We start from the raw sequence: 16852 nt of genomic DNA on the forward strand, positions 1-16852 counted from the left end.
ATCGTCGATCGTTCCAACCCATGCTGCCGTCAAACCTGAACCAAACCAGCCCGCTCGGACCTCTACCATCAGGTAATTGTTAAGACGGATTGCTCTTCTTGAAGAAAGCTTGCCCGTCGGATGAGTCGCACCTTGAGTGGTTGCACCGGTCTGAAGCTTGATTCCACGCGCAGCCGCGTCTTCGGCAAGGGCGCACGAATCGGAACCGCTCGTGCCTGTCGGCACAGTGTCAGCACCACCGGCGAGTGGCCGTCGCGTAAGGCTGCCAGTGCTTGGTCTAGGCCGGAGCCGGCACGGGTGGTGCCGGTAAAGCCGTAACCTGTAAGGATCCGATCGGCTGCCACACCCAAGCCGGTCAGGATCTCCCTTTTCGCGGCAAGATCGTTCGTCAACATCCGGTGTAGGCCGCAGCAAGGTCATTGCGCGTGCTCACAGTCCATCCCGATGAAGTCTAGCAGGTTTTTGATACCGAACGGGCGGAATGCGATCACGCTGTCGTCGCCGGCGAGGTAGACCCAGATCACGCCATCTTCGGTTTCCATATCGATGGCGAGATCAAAGGATCCGGTCGACGGGGTCAGGCACCCCGCCTGCCTTCGATCATGGCAGGAGCCTCCCGCATCAGCTGATCGTGCGGTGTGGCGGGGCGCTGATCCGCCAAGGCCTCCTGCACCTTGGCGCGGAACCAGGCATCATAGGCCCCCGGATCTGCTGTCAGACCTGCAGGCAAGCCGCCCTCAGCGGCTACGCGGGTCAGCAGGATGCGCACAGCATCTGAAAGCGTGAGGCCGACACCGGACAGTGCATCGGCCGCTTGTGTCTTGATCCGGTCATCGACGCGGACGTGGAGCATTGAAGTCTGGGCGGCCCTGACGTGTCCTCGTTTTGGCTCTGTTGCACAAATCGCGTAAGGGAGACATCTAGTGAATCGAGCGTGGTAGCTGGGCTGCATGAGCAGCCCCACCTACAGGACCAGAAACTGGCCAGCCTACGATAAAGCGCCCAAGCTCGCTGATTAGATCCCACTATGACCTGGGATGCCGCACCGACAGGCAGAGATGGCCGCCAGCGAACCTACAGCGATGCCGCTATCCAGACCTGCCTCTCGATGAAGGTGCTGTTCGTCATGGCGCTCCGTCAGACGACAGGCTTCGCGGAAAGCATGTTGCGGCTGGTCGGTCAGTCGGTTTCGACTGGACAGTGCACGGCTTCAGAACGCTGTCGCGCCGCCAGAAGACCCTGGCCGTAAACATCCCATATCGCGGGTCCAAGGGGCCGCTACACCTGCTGATCGACAGCACCGGCATCAAGGTTGAGGGCGAAGGCGAGTGGCACGGCCCCAAGCATGGCCGTCCCAAGCGGCGGGTCTGGTGCAAGATCCATCTCGGGATTGATGAGGAAACGCTGGAGATCCGCTCTGTCGAGATCACCGGGAGCCATACCGGTCGCGCACCTGTCCTGCCTGATCTGCTCAGCCAGATACCGTTTGGCGAAGAGGTCGGTTCTGTAACCGCCGACGGCGCCTACGACACCCGCAAGTGCCTTGATGTGATCGCCGAACGCGGCGCGCACGCTGTCATCCCGCCCCGCAAGAACGCGAAGCCCTGGAAGACCATCACCGGGGAAGCCGTGGCGAGAAACGACACCCTTCGCGCGGCCAAATACCTTGGCCGTGCGCTCTGGCGACGATGGAGCGGATACCATCGCCGGAGCCTGAAACTGCTGGGCCAGGGGCTCATCGCACGGGACTTCGACCGTTAGGTTGCCGGACTCCAGATCCGCATCGCCCTTCTGAACGGCTACACCGCACTCGGTATACCAGTCACGGAAGCTGCGGGATAAGTCCGTCCGGGGAAAGGGGAGCTTTGCCCATCAGCCGATTTGTGCAACAGAGCCTGTGGAAATACCGGAGCTTTCCTGATGAGCCAGCCCTTGACGCAACCTTACACGCCCAAGCCTTTGACCAAGGCCCAGCTTGTCTCTGCCTTGGCGGAGGAGATGGGAGGCGACAAGCAAACGGCCACGGCAGCGCTGGACGCTTTGCAGGCCTTGGTTGCCAGGACGATACAAGCTGGTGGTGCGCTGACGCTGCCGGGGATCGGCAAGATCGCCTGCCGCGACAGGCCGGAGCGGATGGTCCGCAACCCGCAGACGCAGGAGCTGACCCATCGGCCAGCAGATCGGGCAGTCAAGGTCACAATTGCCAAGGCGCTGAAGGATGCGGTGAACTCCTGAACGGGAGCCGCGCCGGTCTCTTTCGCGCCCAGCTGACTGCGGGTGGGGGCGGCTTTGCCCCTGCCGCGCCTTACACCCCCACATTGCTCCGGTAGCAGAGCAGGGACACTGCGCGGTGCTGTGGGCGTGGCCGAGACTGCATCTTCGGCATTCCGGCGACTGGCCGAGCACCGCCTCCGGGTATATTCTGGCTTCATGCTGTGAGCCGATCTGAGGTCTGACATGGTCAAGAGCCTGACGCGGCAGGCGAACTGGCGCCGCTCGAACCCACGCAAATACGGTGCCCACCTCGCCGTGCAGCGGGCGTTGAACGCCGGGTTGCTGGTGAAGGAGTGCTGTGAAGTCTGCGGCAAGGCGACCGTTGATGCTCACCATGATCATTATGACCAGCCGCTGAATGTCCGCTGGCTGTGCCGCCGCCACCACGTCAGGCTGCATCAATTTGGTGAGGACATGTTCCCGCTGTTTCCCAAATAGGCTCGTCGGAGCATCCGGCTCCAGCGAGATCGGCGCTCCGAGCCTGCCCTCTCAGCATCGTTCTCCCCCGCCTCCTCCTGCCACCGCGCGAGATCCGTGGCCGTGACCTCAGGTGACAGCGCTTCCGCCGCGATCCGCTCCGCCGGCAGACCTGGACGCGTGCCGCGTCCACCGCCGTCGCTGATCGTCCCCTGCCGCGCTGTCGGATGAGATCATGCGGCGCACCGATCCCCGGAGCTGCCGTCGCGCCGTGACGGTGATCTGTCCGCCCGCTTCCGTTTCCCCGCCGCAACCAGCCGCTCCCTGGGACAGCCTCCACGTCTACCCGGTCCCCCCAGATCCAGCACCTAGCCATCCATGCCTTTGCGTCTCAACTGCGAGACAGCGTCGCCCGCCATCGCTGATGCCAGAGCGCCACCTTGGGCGCCGAGGCCCTGTCCGTCCCGAAGCTTAATTTGGCTGTTTTCCGGAGCCGGGGACGGTCTGACCGTCAGCATACCCTGATGGCCGTAATTCAGACTGGCGCGATACTATTGCCAGGACTTCTGGCAGGGAATGGCCAAATCCGCGCGGGGCAGGGCGATGTCTGCCTGAACGCGATCGGCACCTGCGGCCGGGTGCCGGCGCAGGCTCGGCTACGGACCCGCAGCACGCAGTTGTGGATAACGCGAATCAACATTTCGGATTTTCACGCTCGGCAAATAATCTGGTTGCAGACAGAGTTTGCAAGGGAAATCCTAAGATGAGCAAGACTACCGCCGTCCTCTCCAGCTCCAAGGTCGAGGCGCTGCGCGCGGCGCTGAAGAACCTGCAGCCGAAGCAGAAGACCAGCTTCACCAACCGCGAGGCTGTGGCCGAGCTGGAAAAGGAGATCCGCCACGCGCAGGAGAAGCTCGGCTACAGCGTCTCCGATATCGCCGCCCTGTGGCGCGACCAGGGGATCGAGATTCAGGACAGCACGCTGCGCAGCTATGTGCGCGATCAGGCCACGGGCGCCGGGAAACCGCCCATCAAGCGGCGCAACACGAAGAGGGAGCTGCCGCTCATTGACCCCGCGACCAGGGCGCGCCAGCCGCAGCACCCGGAGACCGAGCCCGCCGTTCAGCCCGACGCCGCGCCGACCCCTGAGACTGCGCACGAGCCCCCGCCCGAACCCACGCCTGCGCCCGAGCCGGAGGTCACGCCTGAACCTGGCCCCGCACCCGAAGAGCTCCCGCAGGAGACCGGGGCGCAAATCGCCGAGCGACTGAAACGTCTTGCCCGTGGCGTGCCCGTAGATGATCCGATGCTGCAGCTCTTGCCGGAGGAAGAAGATGGCTAGGGCCGGAGATGGCCAGCCGCGCAGCAACCGCCGTCGCAGCACCGCGATGATCTCGCTGCGCGTCACCGAGAGGGAGCGCGCGACGGCGCGCAGGCTGGCCGAGGCGCAGGGCTATGACAGCGTCTCGGCGTGGATCCGGGACCGGGTCCTCCATGGCGATGCGACGCCGCAGGCCCAGGCACGGGTGGTCGGCAGCCTCGGCCGGATCGGCGGCTGGCTCAACGAGGCGGCGCAGGCCTTGGAGGCGGCAGGCGCGGCGCCGGAGGCCCAGCTCTATCGCGGTCGCTCGGGCGAGGTGGCGGCCATGCAGCGCCGGTTTCTCGGGCAGGACGCGGAACTGATCGAGGATGACGATGCTGGCTAAAGCCATCCGCAACCGCAGATCGGTGCGCGATGCCGCGCGCGATTTTCTGCGCCGCCTGCGTTATGCCTGTGCCAAGGCCTGCGCGGTGGCGCTGCAGAACCTGGCCGGGCTGTGGCAGGACGCGACGATGCAGATGAATGTCGCGGCCTCGCTGAACAGGCGGGTGCGCCGGCCGTGCTATCACCTGGTCCTGAGCTGGCCGGCCGTCGAGACGCCGAGCGATCGCGAGCTGATCGGAGCCGCCCATCGGGCGATGACAGAGATGGGCGCAAGCGACTATCAATACGTGATCGCGGTGCATCGCGACACGCCCCAGATCCATGTCCATATCGTCCTGAACCGGATCCATCCCGAGACCGGAGTGACGCTGTCGCTCAGCCATGATTATGCGCGCCTCGAACATGCCTGCCGCATCATCGAGCATGCCTTCGGCTGGCCCCCTGACCGCGGCCGGTTTCAGCCGGAGCTGGTCGATGGGGAGATCCGTCTCGCCCCGCTGCCGGCGGCGCATTGGCAGGCAAAGCTTGCGCGGCGCGCGAAGGGCTGGCAGCGCGACCTCGATGACGGGCAGGTGGCCCCGCGAGACCCCTTCGCAGCCGAGCTTCTGGACCGCGCCCGAACTGTCTTCCAGCAGGCCAGGAATTGGGCGGCGCTTCACGCCGGTCTGATCGGACACGGGCTGCGCTATCTGCGGCATCGGTTCGGCGGACGGCTCGAACATGTCAGGAGCGGCGAGACGATGGCGGCCGGGGATCTTGGCAGCGCCTATACGCTGCCGCGCCTCGAAGCCAGCTGGGGCAGCTATCGCGCGGGTCCGGAGGTCGCCATCGACCGGCTGGGTGCCCGCGCCCGGTCGGGCCGCGCCTATCGCGAAGGCCGCGCCGCCCGGCGCCAGCTTCTGGCCGAACTGGAGGAGCAACAGAACCGCGAGGAGACGCAGCTGAGCGTCGTGGCAGCGGGTCTTTCCGCACTCAGGCGGCGCGCGCTGCGCCGGGTCCTGCGCCAGGACCACAAGCTTGCGCGGGCGCGCCTTCGCGCGGCCCTGCCGCTGCCGCGGCTCGCCGATTACGGGTTGACCAGCCGGGCCCCCGGGCAGGACGCGCGGCGCTCTCGCGGCAGGCGGTGGGCGCGCCAGGTGACGCCGGTCCAGGCCTTGGATCACGGGGTCCTGGACCACGAGGCTCTGGATCACACGGCGCTGCGTCAGGCTTGGGCGCAGGCCGACGCTCTGAGCGCCGGCGGCGGCGCTGATCTCCGGATGACAGAAGATGGAGCCCTGCTCGTCCCGCGCCGCAATGGCCGGGGCAGCGTGGTGGGCGTGGACAGGTTCAGGCAGACAGAAGCCGGCGTCGATTATCAGCTCAGCGGTTGCAGCGCGCTCGGCGTGGCGCTGCTCGGTCCGCACGAGGCCCAGACCTGCATCATCGTCGCTGATGGGGCGACCGGCGCCTATCTCTCTGGGCGCTTCCCCGCCGTTCTCATCGCGGTCACCGGCCCGTCCCTCTCGCTTTGGACGGAAGCGCAATTGCTGGAGCTGGCCCGGGATCGCTGGGTTTACGCTCATGACAGCGGGGCCGCAGAGGATCAGCCCCTGCTGGACCGCCTCGAGGAGCTGTTGCCCGACATCCGGATCCGCGCGCTGGATGCGAATTACTATTGTGCAGAGACTGACGAGCACGAGGCCGGTCAGGACGCACCAGACGAGGCTTGGGAGGGCGATCTCCCCGGGGCGGAAGAGCCTGGAGAAGAGGATGACTTCGACTTTTCCCCATGAATCGTCAGTTCACGCCGCGCTTATGCCAAAAATCCCCTGCCTGAGGGGCTGACGCGGCTCATACTGAAGCCAGACCCCGGACAGAGATGCCCGCGCCCCCACCGTTCTCCCGCCTCGCCCTGCAAGTGCGGCACCAGGAAAGGATTGCCCTCGTGACCACCCATTCCCCGCCGCGCCGCCCGCCGCCCGGTGCCACCGCTGACGCTGCGGCTCCGGCGCCGATCTGCTGCACCCAGGTGCCTTCCCTCTTGCCGGGACATGATCTCGCCGCCGGCACGCGTCCGGCGCATGAAGGCCTTGCCGTGGCGGCAGCGGAAGTGACACCCGAGGCCGCAGCGGCAGGGTCCGGCGGGACAGGATCTGGCTTGGCGAAGTTTGGCTTGGCGGAGCTGGGCTTGTCGGGGTCCGACACCCGGTCCAACAGCGGGGCGGCTCAGATGGACGTCGATGCCGCCCCTGCGAACCAGGCGGAGACAGGGTTCGTGGCACCCGGCGATCATGTGGCGGTCCAACCGTCCAACGGTCCAACAGATGCGGGCGATCTCCTGGACGCGGATGACGTGGTGTCTGATCTGCCCGGGAAGGGTGGAGAGACCATCGCCTGCGGCGATACCGGGCCGGCCCCGCGCCCCGGCGCCTCCGAGGCGGCCGAACCCGCGGCGCCCGCACCAGGTGCCGAGGGGCCGGCGGATGCCCCGGCCGCCCCCGAACCCCGTTCGCACGTTCGGGACTTCCACGCGCAGCTGCACCGGGCGCTCGCGGGCACCGGCTTTCGGTTCGATGAGGTCATGGGCTGCATCTTCAATGGTGATGGCGCCATCTCGGGGCCGATCCGCCTCGTCAATCGCGCGTCGCGGATCAACAAGACCGGCCAGTGCTGGGAGCTGGAGTTTCTCGATCTCGACGACGACCTTCACCGGGTGACCATGGCGCGCGCGACCGGTCGCACCGCGCAAGGTAGCCTGGACGCGACCTTCCGCGACCGCAACTTTAACTATTTCGTGGCCTACGACCATCTCATGGACATGCTCAACAGCATGAAGGAGGTGCCGCGCGGCTGGCGCGTGGACCACGCCGGCTGGTTTATCGACCCCAAAGGGCCGGCGAGCTTCGTCCGTCCGACCGGCGCGGTGCACCAGCCGCCGGGCGCCACCCCGTTGGTGCTTTACGGCGCCGACCGGTCCGGCCCGCCACCCCCCGGCAGCCTGCAGGGCTGGCAGGACGAGGTGGCAACGCTCGCGCTCGGCAATCCCGGTCTCGTCTTTGCCATTGCCGCCGCGCTTGCGGGTCCCCTGCTGCGGTTGGCCGGGATCGAGACCTGCGGCTTCAACATCTCCGGCGGCTCGGGGAGCGGCAAGTCGCTGTTCCTGCGGCTGGCGCTCAGCTGCGGCAGCGATCCGGCAAGACTGCCACCCTGGAGCGCTGCCCAGACCGGGCTCCAGCACCTCAGCGCGCGGGCGCAAGACGGTCTGATCGCGCTCGATGGCTTTCCCCGCGATCCCGACAGCCGGCTCATCCGCGCGCTCCTGGCGATTGCGGATGATGCAGGCTTCGGCCGCACGGTGCTGCCGGGCGACCCGGACGGGGCCACCCGCTGGCGGCGCCTGCTGTTGTCGAGTTCGGAGCTGCCGCTGGCCGCGGCGCTGCTGCGCAAGCGCAGGCCGCCGCCGGCAGCGCTGTTGTCGCGCTTCATCGAATTGCCAGCACCCTGGCAGCAAGACGGCGTCAACACCGCATTCCATGGAGCCGGTGACAGCTTGAGCTTTGCCCGCCGGCTCGAGGCGACCATGCGGCGCCAGCACGGCCATGTGCTTCCGGCCTTCCTCGATCGTCTGGTCGCCGATCTCGCTGCAGTGGAAGCCGATCTGCCGCGCCAGATCGCGGATCATGTCGATGAGATCAAGCAGCTCTGGCCGGGCGGACGGATGGGGGATGCGCGCCAGACCCACGCCGCGGCCGAGCGCCTGGCGCTGGTTGCCTGCGCAGGCGAGCTGGCCATCGGCTGGCATCTCCTGCCCTGGCCCGCGGGCACCGCCAAGGCCGCGGTGCTGCGGATGGCGGGCCTGGCGCTGCCCACCGGTGGGTCAGGAGGCGGCCCCGGCAGCATCGGCCGGCTGCGCGACTTCGTGGGCCGCCATGAGCGCGAGATCATTGATCTCGATCGCGCGACAGCGATCACGCGCCGCAGCGAGGGAGATCGCGACCCACCTCCGGAGCAGATCGGCTGGCAGGATCAGCGCTATCTCTACCTGCGCCCCGACGCCGTCCGCGCGGCCTTCACGGACCTCGACGCGCTGCTCGCTGCCTGGCAGGAAGAGGATCTTCTGGTCCCAGGCGGCGAGAAGCGCTCGCTGCAATACAAGTTGCCAGCCACGAAGCTCGCCCACCGCCCGCGCGCTTATCGCATTGACCGCCAGAAGCTGGCGCAGAGCGAGGATGACGAGACGGATCTCTGGCTTGATGGCGCCGACGATGAGGCAGGGTGAGGGGGCTGGCAGGTGAGGCGGGCCTGGGCCGGGCAGACTTCAGCGGTGGCGCAGCCCGGAGCTAACCCGTCAGCTTGAGGGTGGGTCAGTCATCTCCAGCCACTGCGCCAGCGCGCGCCGTATCATCTCCGGCCGCGTCGGCAGGTCCGGCTCGATCCGACGTCGCTCGTCGATTGCCGCGATCATCGCCTGAGACAGGCGGAGATTGATCGCTTCCGTATCTTTTCTGGGAGGAGCCATATAATTTTAAGTTCCTATGTTGACACCGAGATACCAATGTGCCAAATTGATCGGGCCGAGACAAGGAGTCCTACGTCCTTGCCTCAGCCCTGACCACAGACGTTCTCGGATAAGGAGACCGACCATGGCTAAAGCCATTACTACCATGCAGGTTGGCGTGACTGAAGTCCTGCCGCTTGCGAAGACCCCCATCACCTGCGCATTTTCGCAGATGCTGGCGGCGCTTACCACGCATCTCGTCGCCGAACGCAGCTTCGGCACGCGCGATCTGTCCGCGGCTGAGCGAGCCCTCTGGCTGCAGGAGGCGGCGCTCGTGCGCAGCCAGCTGCTGGATCTTCTGATCGAAATCCAGGAAACCGCCCAAGCCTCGCCTCTCGACCGGCCGCTGGTCCGGATGGCAGGGGTGGTGGAATGGCTGGTGCGGTCTGATGAGCCGGACGAGTTCATCCGCCGCTTCTCGGCTCTGCCGGGTTACGCGCCGTTCCTGTCCATTCCGGGCGCGGACATGGCCTCGGCTGCGATCACCGCGCTGATGCGCCGGGCCGAGCGGGGCCTCGAGATGCTGGCGGATCTTCCCCGCTATCGCGGCGCGCCCGCGTGCGCGCAACGCCATCTTGCTGGCAGCGGCCCGGTGCAGGCAGCCGATCAGGTCCTCGCACCGCTTCAGGCCGCCTGAGCCCCCCCCAAAAAAAAATCCTCGCTGATCGGTCCGGCTGACCCCCGGGCTGACGGGCACGGCATCATTCAGGATCAGTCCTGGGCTGCTGCCGTGTCCGTGGCGAACCCCTCCCGCACAGAACAAGGAGCGCTGCCCATGTGCCGCCATCACCACCACACCCCTGCCACTCCTGAACAGACCCTCACCATCGCGGGCGAGGCCCTGCCGATCCATGACGCCGACATCCCGCCGCAATGGGCCGAGAGGGCGCGGCGCAAGGGCTACGATGCCGTCTGCCGCGTCAAGGATCGCTATCACATCGCGCTCTGTTGCCACCGCTGCGGCGAAATGGTGTCGGTGAAAGCCTTTACTCTCATGAACAACCGCCCGCGCTGTCCGACTTGTCTCGGACGCAAATGGGACGGCGAGGCCCAACAAGCCGGCCTCGTCTTCCTGCGCCGCGACCCCCGCCACACGCAGTATGGCCTCTTCCGCGCCGGCTGCGGCCATGAGGTCCGGCGCCAGTGGGAACTGATCCGCCGGATCGGCGCCGGCAAGGTGGGCCTGCGCTGTGAGACCTGCCATCTGGCCATTGAGCAGGCCGAAGCCCGCGCGCAAGGCTGGACCCGTCTCGGGACCGACCCGAAGAACAATCAGAATTACCGGCTCTACCGCCATCTTTGCGGGCATCGGCAACGGATTGCGCGGGCCAATGTCCAGAGCGGGCGTTTCGGCTGTGGCCACTGCGATCCCGGCTGGATTGCCGCACCAAGCTTCATCTATGCGATGCGCTTCCAGCTGACGGACGGTGAGACGGTCGTGAAGCTGGGCTTCTCCCGCAATCCGGTGTCGCGGCTCCGCTTCCAGCTTGCCCGGAGCCTCGATCAGGACTGCGCCCTGCTCCAGCAGATCCGGATCGCCACCGGCCGCAAGGCCTTGAGCCTCGAAAAACAACTGCATGCGCGGCTCCGCAAGACCTTTCCAGAGGCGGTCGTGGCGAAGGAGCGCTTCGAAAGCGTCATCAATGTCGGCTCGGAGATCTACGAGGGTTGGCTCGAGCCGGTCATCCTCCGCCATCTCGACGAACTGGCGGCAAGGGAAGAGCGTGCGCGTCGCTCAGGTCGAGGGAGGGAAACGGACTGACACGCTCGACGAGCGACCGGCGACCCGGCAGAAACCACTGACAGATGCTGGCCATCTGCAGAACTGGGGCGAACATGCTGGACTGATTGCTCTTGCTTCCGCGCGTGGGATCCAGGGTTGGACGAAAGTAACGACCGACCCGCCCGCAGCGGCCAGCCCCTTCTCCCCAGAAGAGAGCCAAGCCGGTGGCCCCAACCTGCAGACGGGCTAAGCCGTCCCTCCGGTTGGACCACCGGCCAACTTGGGGGTCGCTTATCCGGGCCGGTTCACGTCATCAGAGGCGGCCTGGATCCTAGTGAACTGCTGAACATTCCTCGTCGCCCTGTAATAGCAATCGAAGCTCTCTCGCCTCGGCGGCAGTGATCTCGCGACCTTGCGCGCGCATGAATGCGCCAATCACGAACAGCGCTTCTTCAACACTGCTGGTTTCGAGGTTCAGAAAGCAGTCGGCAAGCGGCACAGGACTGATTTGATGTCTTTCTCGCGCCTGTCTTATGCGGCGCAGCGCATTAATTGACGCGGTCATCAACGCGATCTTTCTTTAGGCAATGGATCGGACTGTAGATACACCCACCGCCTCTGCAGCCGCCTCACCATCCGGGACAGCAGGAACCGCGAGACGCGGCCTGCCCGGTTGCGCGGCGTGAACCAGCGGGCGAGTTTGGGGCCGATCCACCAGTAGAAGGCGATGAAGGCCCGCCCTGCCCGGTAGTTGCGCAGCGTGTTGTCGCGGAAGGCGCGCAGGTAGCAGACGTCGGGGTGCATCGGGTCGCCGTAAGTGGCGGTGGCGACGAAACACGAGCCGCCGCTGTCGGGGGTGGAGGCGGGGTCGTCCTCGGGCGGCACGCGGTCGGGGTCGGTGGGGGGTTCGCCGTCCATGACGTCGCGGGTGAAGTCCTCGACGCTCATGTGGCCGAGACCCTTGAACAGCGTCGTGGTGCCGTCGCTGTAGGTGACCTTCATGTCCATGCGGTCGCTGCCGTCGGAGGCGGGTTCGGGCTCGCAGGCGTATTCGGACCCGGCCGAGAAGGCGCGCGCACCGGTGGTCATGTTGAACTCGTAGAAATCCACGCCGACCTGGAAATCGGTGATGGTGGTCACCGAATTGCTGACGATGACAAAGGTGTCGCTGCCGGCGCCGCCGGTCATGATCACCTCGCCGCCATCGGCGCCGATCAGCGTGTCGTTGCCATTGCCGCCGATCAGGATGTCGACATCGCCCTCGTCGGCGCGGCCGTATTCGTCGCCCGCCTGCAGCCGGTCATCGCCGTCGCCGCCGATCAGCGTGTCACTGCCCTTGCCGCCGATCAGAACGTCGTTGCCCGCGCCGCCGTCGAGCTTGTCGTGGCCCTCCCCGCCAAGCAGCCGGTCCGCGCCCTCCCCGCCTTCCAGCAGGTCATTCCCGGCGCCGCCGTTCAGGATGTCATTGCCCGGCCCGCCCTTGATGGTGTCGTTGCCGGCGCCGCCGAGCAGCGTGTCATTGCCGCGCCCGCCCGAGATCAAATCGTCGCCGAAGCCGCCCTCGATCCGGTCATCGCCGCCGTTGCCGTAAAGCGTGTCATTGCCGGCGCCGCCATAGATCGTGTCGTTGCCGCTGCCGCCATAGATGATGTCATCGCCCTCGCCGCCGTCGATCCAGTCGTCGTCGAGCCCGCCGGCGATGCTGTCATCGCCCTTGCCGCCATGGATCACGTCGGTCGATTTGCCGCCATCGATCCAGTCGCCGCCATCGCCGCCATAGATGGTGTCGGCACCCATTCCGCCGTCGATATGCACGCCGTCGTCATTGTCGGCGTGGATTTCCTCGGCGTCGCGGCCGCCGCGCTGGTGGTGAAACTCGCTCTCGTCGCGGTCCAGATCGAAGGCGGGGAAGGTGTCGACATAATCCTCGTATGCGATGTCGGCGCTGGCCGGGACGCCGTGCGCCCAGTCCTTCGGCCATTCGATGAAATGCGGTTCCTGATTGCCCCGGATCGCCTCTTCGGGCGGCACCTCGCGCGCGCCTTCCAACGCATAGAGGATGTTCCCGTTGATCAAGATCCAAGGCTGCTCGTTATGTTCGACAATGCGGACATGCGAGGGCAGGTTGGCGAAGTCGATCTCTTTGCCGTCCACCGCAATCTTGTCGCGCGAGGCGTCGAAATCATCGAGCCGGCCGACGATCTTCTTCGTCGAGCCTTCGGTGATGAAGTTGAAGGTGTCGCTGCCCTCGCCGCCAAAGACGTGCGAGCCATGCGGTGCGATCTTGTCGCCGCTGTGGATGTGGATGACGTCGTCGCCGTCAAGCGCGTAGACATGAGCTTGCGAGGCACCGATCGGCGCGGAATAGATGACATCGTCGCCATGAGTGCCGACCACCATGCCGCCATCGCTGGAATGGCTGGGCGCGTGGATGGTGCCACCCGCGGTGCCGGCGTTGTGAAGGAGATGATCGGGGAGCTCGGACCCCTCATGGGCGGAACGGGGAGAAAGATGGCCTGCGGTCTGCATGTCGCTTCGCCTCGCGCTTGTGATGGGGACACACGCTAAAGCTGCAACTCGGTACACCACAGGTTGATCGAACAACCGCGAGACGAATTCAAGCGGGAAATAGGTCTATTACGGGTTCTGACGAACTGATTTTGCTTGGGTAGCTTGCAACCACAGGACGTAATCCGCGGCGTAGATGCGCCGTCAGCTTGAGCCGTCACCATTCCATGGGTCTTAGAGGTGCCGCCGGGGATGTGGTTCCCACGATGTCGTGCTCAGGACCGTTGCTGGCGTCCGTTAACGACACTTGATGAGATGGGCCCGGCGGGCATTGCACCGAACAAGCATCATGTCGGCAGCCACGCGCTGGCCACCGGCCAAAGGACGTGCCCAAATGACCTTATGAATGCGGGTGCGAAAAAAGGGCAGCGAACCAAAAAGGGTTGGCCGCTCTCCTGCTTCGGCAAAGTCAATCTTCTTGTGTCAAGTGACTTGACTGCGACGAACCCGTTGCCAAAGCCCTGATCCTGCCTGAGCAGTAATCGATTGCTGCAGCAGCAATGCCTGTCAGCCAGGATAGTCTTGATAGCACTATGACTCTGTTTGCGTAGAGCGGTGTGCGAGTGCCATCCAGGCTTTCTCCCATCAAATCTGGGCCAAGCTGGGCAACGATCAAGAATACTTGGCCTGTCGCAAGGCACCTCACGCGCTTTCCTATCAAATTCTTCATAAACGCACCTAGAGTTATGATAGTTTGCATCGGCCCAGCGGAATCTGCTGCGGTTAAGCCGCTCATCTACATTGCTCGGAAGGCGTGTGCAGGGCAAGGCATGATGAGGGCGGAAGTTGTTTTAGAAGCTGATTTACTCGCCACAAGCGCGTGTGGCGTATGATGATATCGAAGTGCCAGCATCCACGCCAGCAGCGTGTGCTTGTGCAGATCGGCCGCGTTTCCGGCGTGATAGATGTGCTGATAGGACAACATGCGGGTTTATCGCGCTCCTGCCCCGAAAAGGAAAGCGGCGGCGCCCAGGGAGGAGGGGGCGCCGCCGCATCAACGCTGGCCCAGGGAGGAGGAGGGGCCGCGTATGGGGTGCGGTGCCGGCAGGGAGGAGGACGCCTGCACCGCGAACACGGACCCCGAGGGAGGAGGAGGGGGCCGCGTATTCTCTGCGCCATCCCGGTTCGGAACGCACAGGCCGGCCCTTTGCGAAGGTCCGGCGGTCATCTGTTATGCGGCGACCCCACAGGGAGGAGGAGGCAGGGTCGCCGCAGCACCAACGAAGCAAGGGAGGAGAGAGCTTCGTTGTATTCAGCGGTGACGCCCCAAGGGAGGAGGAGGAGGGGCGTCACCTGAACCCTGACCCGAGGGAGGAGGAGGGTCGGGGATGGGAATTCTTACTTGCCCCAGGCGGCTTCGGTTGCGATCCTGGTGATCATGCTGCGGTGAATGCCGAGATCGGCGAGTTCACGGTTCGACAGATGCGACAGCTCGGTCACGGTCTGGCGATAGACGGCACGACGTGCGCGGGCTTCCTGCAGGCGCATGATCATCCCCAGGATACCGGTTCCGGCGTCACGCTGGGTGCGAGCGGTTTGGTGAAGGGTGTCGGTTGCGGCCATAATACTAACTGTTCTTCTTTTTCTGGTTCATCTGGTCGGTGCGGGGTTCCGCGCCGTTGGGATAAAGATGGGGCAAATGCTGCGGGTGCACAACGCATATTCCCTCAATGCTGCCATGCGGCATCTGCAAGCCGCCCCGAAGATGAGCCGATAAGTTAACGGGTTTGTTACATAAAATTTCAGTGTTTCCGTGTTAGCGCCTGACAAATGATGTAGCGGCGAAGTCCGCCAGCATGTCGAGGACACTCTCGCGTAAAGAATCCTGCGGAATGCTATCGAGCTGACGGCGCAGGTCGCGCATGACGCGGCCCGGTAGTCCTTCAGCGTCCGCAGCGCCTTGCGCAGCCGCTTGAATTGTCGGCGTGGGCATAACGTCCGACCTTGACCGCCAGCCTTGGCGCGTCAGGCGCGCGTAGCCCTCGCAGAGCCCAATGTCGACCTCGGCGGTAAGCGCCACCAGTTTTTGCCGCACAGTCTCTCAGAGCCGGGCGTCGGTCGGATGGGCAATGTTCTTTTCCATGACCGTGGTGTCGACCGGCACCGAGGTTTCGAGATACAGCTGCAAAACCCTGCAGTCTCCCGCAGAGGCAGGCGGCGTCTGAGTGCCCGCCGCCCCACCCTCGCAATGTCGGGAGGAGTCGGTAGCTGCATCGGACGCCGCAGGGATGCCCCAGTAGAGCGGCCTTGCGGAGAGGCGATGTCAGATATACATTTTAATTCTGTGTATCCAGAAACGGAGGCGAGACTGATGCAGGTGTCGAAATGGGGCAACTCCCTTGCGGTCCGATTGCCGGTCAAACTCCTCCGGGAGCTGGGATTGAAGGAGGGGGATCGGATCGATTTCAGGAAGGATGATGGTGCGGTTCTGGTTCGGCGCCAGCCGGAGGCCGAGCAGGTGCTGCAGGAACTGCGTGGGTTCCGCGGCAGGTTGCCGAGGCAGGACCGCCTGAGCCGCGACGCAGCGAATGAGCGTTGAATTCGCCGTTACCAATGTGATCCTGTATCTCCTCGACGAGGGGCCGAAAGCGGACCGGGCCGAAGAGATACTGGCGAACGGGCCGCGGATCAGCGTGCAGGTGCTGAACGAAGCCCTGGTCAACTGCCGCAGAAAGGCGGGCCTTGATTGGGACGAGACAGGGGTTTTCCTCACCGGCATCCAGACGTTGTGCACCGTCGAGGATCTGACCGTACAAACCCATCAGGTGGGACGCGCCTTGGCCGAGCGCTACCAGTTCTCTGTTTATGACGCCATGATCGTCGCTGCGGCACTGCTCTCCGGCTGCACGACCTTGTGGAGCGAGGACATGCACGATGGCCTGCTCGTGGAAGATCAACTCCGCATCGTCAATCCGTTTCACTGAGAGAATGCTGCCAAAAATTTTTGTCGAACGCCGTTCGGCAGTTCAGGTCCGAGGCAAGGCGTGGGTCATATGGCGCTCCCGGAGGCAAGGCCTTTGGCAAGATCAGTTGTCGCCGTTTAGAAGTGTGCTCTCTCCGGCGCCCCGACTATCGGCCGCACAAATGTTCCAGGCGACATCGAAATCAAGCCCGCGGGCCATCAGAAAGCGTAAATGGCGCTGTTCCGAGAAGCACCGATCGCCTGCACGTTGCGCCGGCCGAAAAGGAGCAGACTGGCCCGAAGCGTCGGACACAAGTTAAGTTGACGCCTTCTGGCTCTAGGGCAGCGGGATGCTCCCCCTGTTGCTAACCTGTCTCAGATCAAAGCGGGCCTTCAGTGGCAGCACATCAGCAGGATTATGGACGGGTTCCTCGGTCTGCTGCGCCGACAGCTCGCCATCTACGGTGGCAACGATCGACAGAGTGTCTTCGTCCGCGCGGGTGACACTTTCGATCTGGAAGCGGCCATGGGTGAGGGCATAGTAGTTGCTCTCCTCGCCCTGACCGGGGAAATACCTCAGGTCGACCGCGGGATCCGCCTTTAGGTCGAGCGTTACCGGGTCAAGGGAGAATTCGACCCTCAGTTCTGGCTGCCCTGCCGTCGGTGAGATCGTGTGGCGCGAACTGAGCGTGACGAAGACATCATCCGGTGTGATGTTCACGC

18 protein-coding genes and 3 pseudogenes are annotated in these 16852 nt (G+C 64.9%); 11 read left to right on the forward strand and 10 right to left on the reverse strand.

The window, feature by feature from the left end; genetic code table 11:
• Positions 1-68: 68 nt before the first annotated feature.
• From CYR75_RS16255 to relB, 3 genes are read right to left on the reverse strand one after another with little or no spacing between them, the layout of a single operon-like run.
• Complete coding sequence (locus tag CYR75_RS16255; RefSeq protein WP_192876726.1) at positions 69-395, reverse strand: hypothetical protein; 327 nt, start codon at positions 393-395, stop codon at positions 69-71.
• Positions 396-416: 21 nt separating this feature from the next.
• On the reverse strand, positions 417-542 hold the full coding sequence (locus CYR75_RS16670) for a hypothetical protein (RefSeq protein ID WP_264080928.1): 126 nt from the start codon (positions 540-542) through the stop codon (positions 417-419).
• Positions 543-577: 35 nt separating this feature from the next.
• A complete protein-coding gene (gene relB, locus CYR75_RS15325) occupies positions 578-853 on the reverse strand; it encodes a type II toxin-antitoxin system RelB family antitoxin (protein WP_101501132.1) in 276 nt (91 codons plus the stop codon).
• Positions 854-950: 97 nt separating this feature from the next.
• Between relB and CYR75_RS15330 the strand changes: the two are divergent.
• From CYR75_RS15330 to CYR75_RS15360, 7 genes and pseudogenes are all read left to right on the forward strand, one after another.
• A pseudogene (locus CYR75_RS15330) lies at positions 951-1842 on the forward strand (IS5 family transposase).
• Between the two features lie 78 nt (positions 1843-1920).
• Positions 1921-2235 (forward strand): HU family DNA-binding protein, encoded by a 315-nt coding sequence (locus CYR75_RS15335; protein WP_101501133.1) that lies wholly within the window; start codon positions 1921-1923, stop codon positions 2233-2235.
• Positions 2236-2457: 222 nt separating this feature from the next.
• On the forward strand, positions 2458-2712 hold the full coding sequence (locus CYR75_RS15340) for a hypothetical protein (RefSeq protein WP_101501134.1): 255 nt from the start codon (positions 2458-2460) through the stop codon (positions 2710-2712).
• Positions 2713-3454: 742 nt separating this feature from the next.
• A complete protein-coding gene (locus CYR75_RS15345; protein WP_101501135.1) occupies positions 3455-4033 on the forward strand; it encodes a hypothetical protein in 579 nt (192 codons plus the stop codon).
• Positions 4026-4397, forward strand: coding sequence for a plasmid mobilization protein (locus CYR75_RS15350; protein WP_158644692.1), 372 nt, complete (start codon positions 4026-4028; stop codon positions 4395-4397). Before CYR75_RS15345 ends, CYR75_RS15350 begins: the two co-directional genes overlap by 8 nt.
• Positions 4381-6171: a relaxase/mobilization nuclease domain-containing protein gene (locus tag CYR75_RS15355; protein WP_101501137.1), complete on the forward strand. Its 1791-nt coding sequence runs from the start codon at positions 4381-4383 to the stop codon at positions 6169-6171. Before CYR75_RS15350 ends, CYR75_RS15355 begins: the two co-directional genes overlap by 17 nt.
• Positions 6172-6608: 437 nt before the next feature.
• On the forward strand, positions 6609-8657 hold the full coding sequence (locus tag CYR75_RS15360) for a DUF927 domain-containing protein (RefSeq protein ID WP_158644693.1): 2049 nt from the start codon (positions 6609-6611) through the stop codon (positions 8655-8657).
• Positions 8658-8726: 69 nt separating this feature from the next.
• On the opposite strand, the gene CYR75_RS15365 is transcribed toward CYR75_RS15360, so the two are convergent.
• Positions 8727-8897 carry a ribbon-helix-helix protein, CopG family gene (locus tag CYR75_RS15365; RefSeq protein ID WP_101501139.1) on the reverse strand — a complete coding sequence of 57 codons (171 nt, stop codon included), beginning with the start codon at positions 8895-8897 and terminating at the stop codon, positions 8727-8729.
• A gap of 124 nt (positions 8898-9021) precedes the next feature.
• On the opposite strand from CYR75_RS15365, the gene CYR75_RS15370 reads away from it, so the two are divergent.
• Positions 9022-9573: a hypothetical protein gene (locus CYR75_RS15370; RefSeq protein WP_158644694.1), complete on the forward strand. Its 552-nt coding sequence runs from the start codon at positions 9022-9024 to the stop codon at positions 9571-9573.
• Positions 9574-9711: 138 nt separating this feature from the next.
• The gene (locus CYR75_RS15375; protein ID WP_225972943.1) at positions 9712-10698 is read left to right on the forward strand and encodes a GIY-YIG nuclease family protein; all 987 of its coding nucleotides are present in this window, start codon (positions 9712-9714) and stop codon (positions 10696-10698) included.
• Positions 10699-10990: 292 nt separating this feature from the next.
• Here the strand turns inward: CYR75_RS15375 and CYR75_RS15380 are convergent, their stop codons facing one another.
• From CYR75_RS15380 to CYR75_RS15400, 5 genes and pseudogenes are all read right to left on the reverse strand, one after another.
• On the reverse strand, positions 10991-11224 hold the full coding sequence (locus tag CYR75_RS15380) for a hypothetical protein (RefSeq protein WP_101501141.1): 234 nt from the start codon (positions 11222-11224) through the stop codon (positions 10991-10993).
• The gene (locus tag CYR75_RS15385; protein ID WP_101501142.1) at positions 11224-13188 is read right to left on the reverse strand and encodes a calcium-binding protein; all 1965 of its coding nucleotides are present in this window, start codon (positions 13186-13188) and stop codon (positions 11224-11226) included. The genes CYR75_RS15380 and CYR75_RS15385 overlap by 1 nt, the downstream gene beginning before the upstream one ends.
• An 886-nt stretch (positions 13189-14074) precedes the next feature.
• Positions 14075-14152 (reverse strand): annotated as a pseudogene (locus CYR75_RS16500) (23S rRNA (adenine(2030)-N(6))-methyltransferase RlmJ); the annotation flags it as partial.
• Positions 14153-14565: 413 nt separating this feature from the next.
• Complete coding sequence (locus CYR75_RS15395) at positions 14566-14790, reverse strand: DUF1127 domain-containing protein (protein ID WP_376780373.1); 225 nt, start codon at positions 14788-14790, stop codon at positions 14566-14568.
• A gap of 229 nt (positions 14791-15019) precedes the next feature.
• Positions 15020-15331: pseudogene (locus tag CYR75_RS15400) on the reverse strand (IS5/IS1182 family transposase); the annotation flags it as partial.
• Positions 15332-15538: 207 nt separating this feature from the next.
• On the opposite strand from CYR75_RS15400, the gene CYR75_RS15405 reads away from it, so the two are divergent.
• Both CYR75_RS15405 and CYR75_RS15410 read left to right on the forward strand, forming a co-directional pair.
• Entirely contained in the window at positions 15539-15766 is a 228-nt protein-coding gene (locus tag CYR75_RS15405) for an AbrB/MazE/SpoVT family DNA-binding domain-containing protein (RefSeq protein WP_101501143.1), read from the forward strand.
• Positions 15756-16151, forward strand: coding sequence for a PIN domain-containing protein (locus CYR75_RS15410; RefSeq protein ID WP_101501144.1), 396 nt, complete (start codon positions 15756-15758; stop codon positions 16149-16151). The genes CYR75_RS15405 and CYR75_RS15410 overlap by 11 nt, the downstream gene beginning before the upstream one ends.
• 315 nt (positions 16152-16466) lie before the next feature.
• Here CYR75_RS15410 and CYR75_RS15415 read toward each other — a convergent pair whose 3' ends face one another.
• Positions 16467-16850 (reverse strand): hypothetical protein, encoded by a 384-nt coding sequence (locus CYR75_RS15415; RefSeq protein WP_158644695.1) that lies wholly within the window; start codon positions 16848-16850, stop codon positions 16467-16469.
• Between the last annotated feature and the right edge of the window lie 2 nt (positions 16851-16852).

The organism is Paracoccus jeotgali (genome assembly GCF_002865605.1).
Taxonomy (GTDB): domain Bacteria; phylum Pseudomonadota; class Alphaproteobacteria; order Rhodobacterales; family Rhodobacteraceae; genus Paracoccus; species Paracoccus jeotgali.

Bases quoted from the DNA above. Each gene is read 5' to 3' on its own strand.
- CYR75_RS16255 (WP_192876726.1), bottom strand. From the start codon at position 395: ATGTTGACGAACGATCTTGCCGCGAAAAGGGAGATCCTGACCGGCTTG.
- CYR75_RS16670 (WP_264080928.1), bottom strand. From the start codon at position 542: ATGGAAACCGAAGATGGCGTGATCTGGGTCTACCTCGCCGGCGACGAC.
- relB (WP_101501132.1), bottom strand. From the start codon at position 853: ATGCTCCACGTCCGCGTCGATGACCGGATCAAGACACAAGCGGCCGAT.
- CYR75_RS15335 (WP_101501133.1), top strand. From the start codon at position 1,921: ATGAGCCAGCCCTTGACGCAACCTTACACGCCCAAGCCTTTGACCAAG.
- CYR75_RS15340 (WP_101501134.1), top strand. From the start codon at position 2,458: ATGGTCAAGAGCCTGACGCGGCAGGCGAACTGGCGCCGCTCGAACCCA.
- CYR75_RS15345 (WP_101501135.1), top strand. From the start codon at position 3,455: ATGAGCAAGACTACCGCCGTCCTCTCCAGCTCCAAGGTCGAGGCGCTG.
- CYR75_RS15350 (WP_158644692.1), top strand. From the start codon at position 4,026: ATGGCTAGGGCCGGAGATGGCCAGCCGCGCAGCAACCGCCGTCGCAGC.
- CYR75_RS15355 (WP_101501137.1), top strand. From the start codon at position 4,381: ATGACGATGCTGGCTAAAGCCATCCGCAACCGCAGATCGGTGCGCGAT.
- CYR75_RS15360 (WP_158644693.1), top strand. From the start codon at position 6,609: ATGGACGTCGATGCCGCCCCTGCGAACCAGGCGGAGACAGGGTTCGTG.
- CYR75_RS15365 (WP_101501139.1), bottom strand. From the start codon at position 8,897: ATGGCTCCTCCCAGAAAAGATACGGAAGCGATCAATCTCCGCCTGTCT.
- CYR75_RS15370 (WP_158644694.1), top strand. From the start codon at position 9,022: ATGGCTAAAGCCATTACTACCATGCAGGTTGGCGTGACTGAAGTCCTG.
- CYR75_RS15375 (WP_225972943.1), top strand. From the start codon at position 9,712: ATGTGCCGCCATCACCACCACACCCCTGCCACTCCTGAACAGACCCTC.
- CYR75_RS15380 (WP_101501141.1), bottom strand. From the start codon at position 11,224: ATGACCGCGTCAATTAATGCGCTGCGCCGCATAAGACAGGCGCGAGAA.
- CYR75_RS15385 (WP_101501142.1), bottom strand. From the start codon at position 13,188: ATGCAGACCGCAGGCCATCTTTCTCCCCGTTCCGCCCATGAGGGGTCC.
- CYR75_RS15395 (WP_376780373.1), bottom strand. From the start codon at position 14,790: ATGGCCGCAACCGACACCCTTCACCAAACCGCTCGCACCCAGCGTGAC.
- CYR75_RS15405 (WP_101501143.1), top strand. From the start codon at position 15,539: ATGCAGGTGTCGAAATGGGGCAACTCCCTTGCGGTCCGATTGCCGGTC.
- CYR75_RS15410 (WP_101501144.1), top strand. From the start codon at position 15,756: ATGAGCGTTGAATTCGCCGTTACCAATGTGATCCTGTATCTCCTCGAC.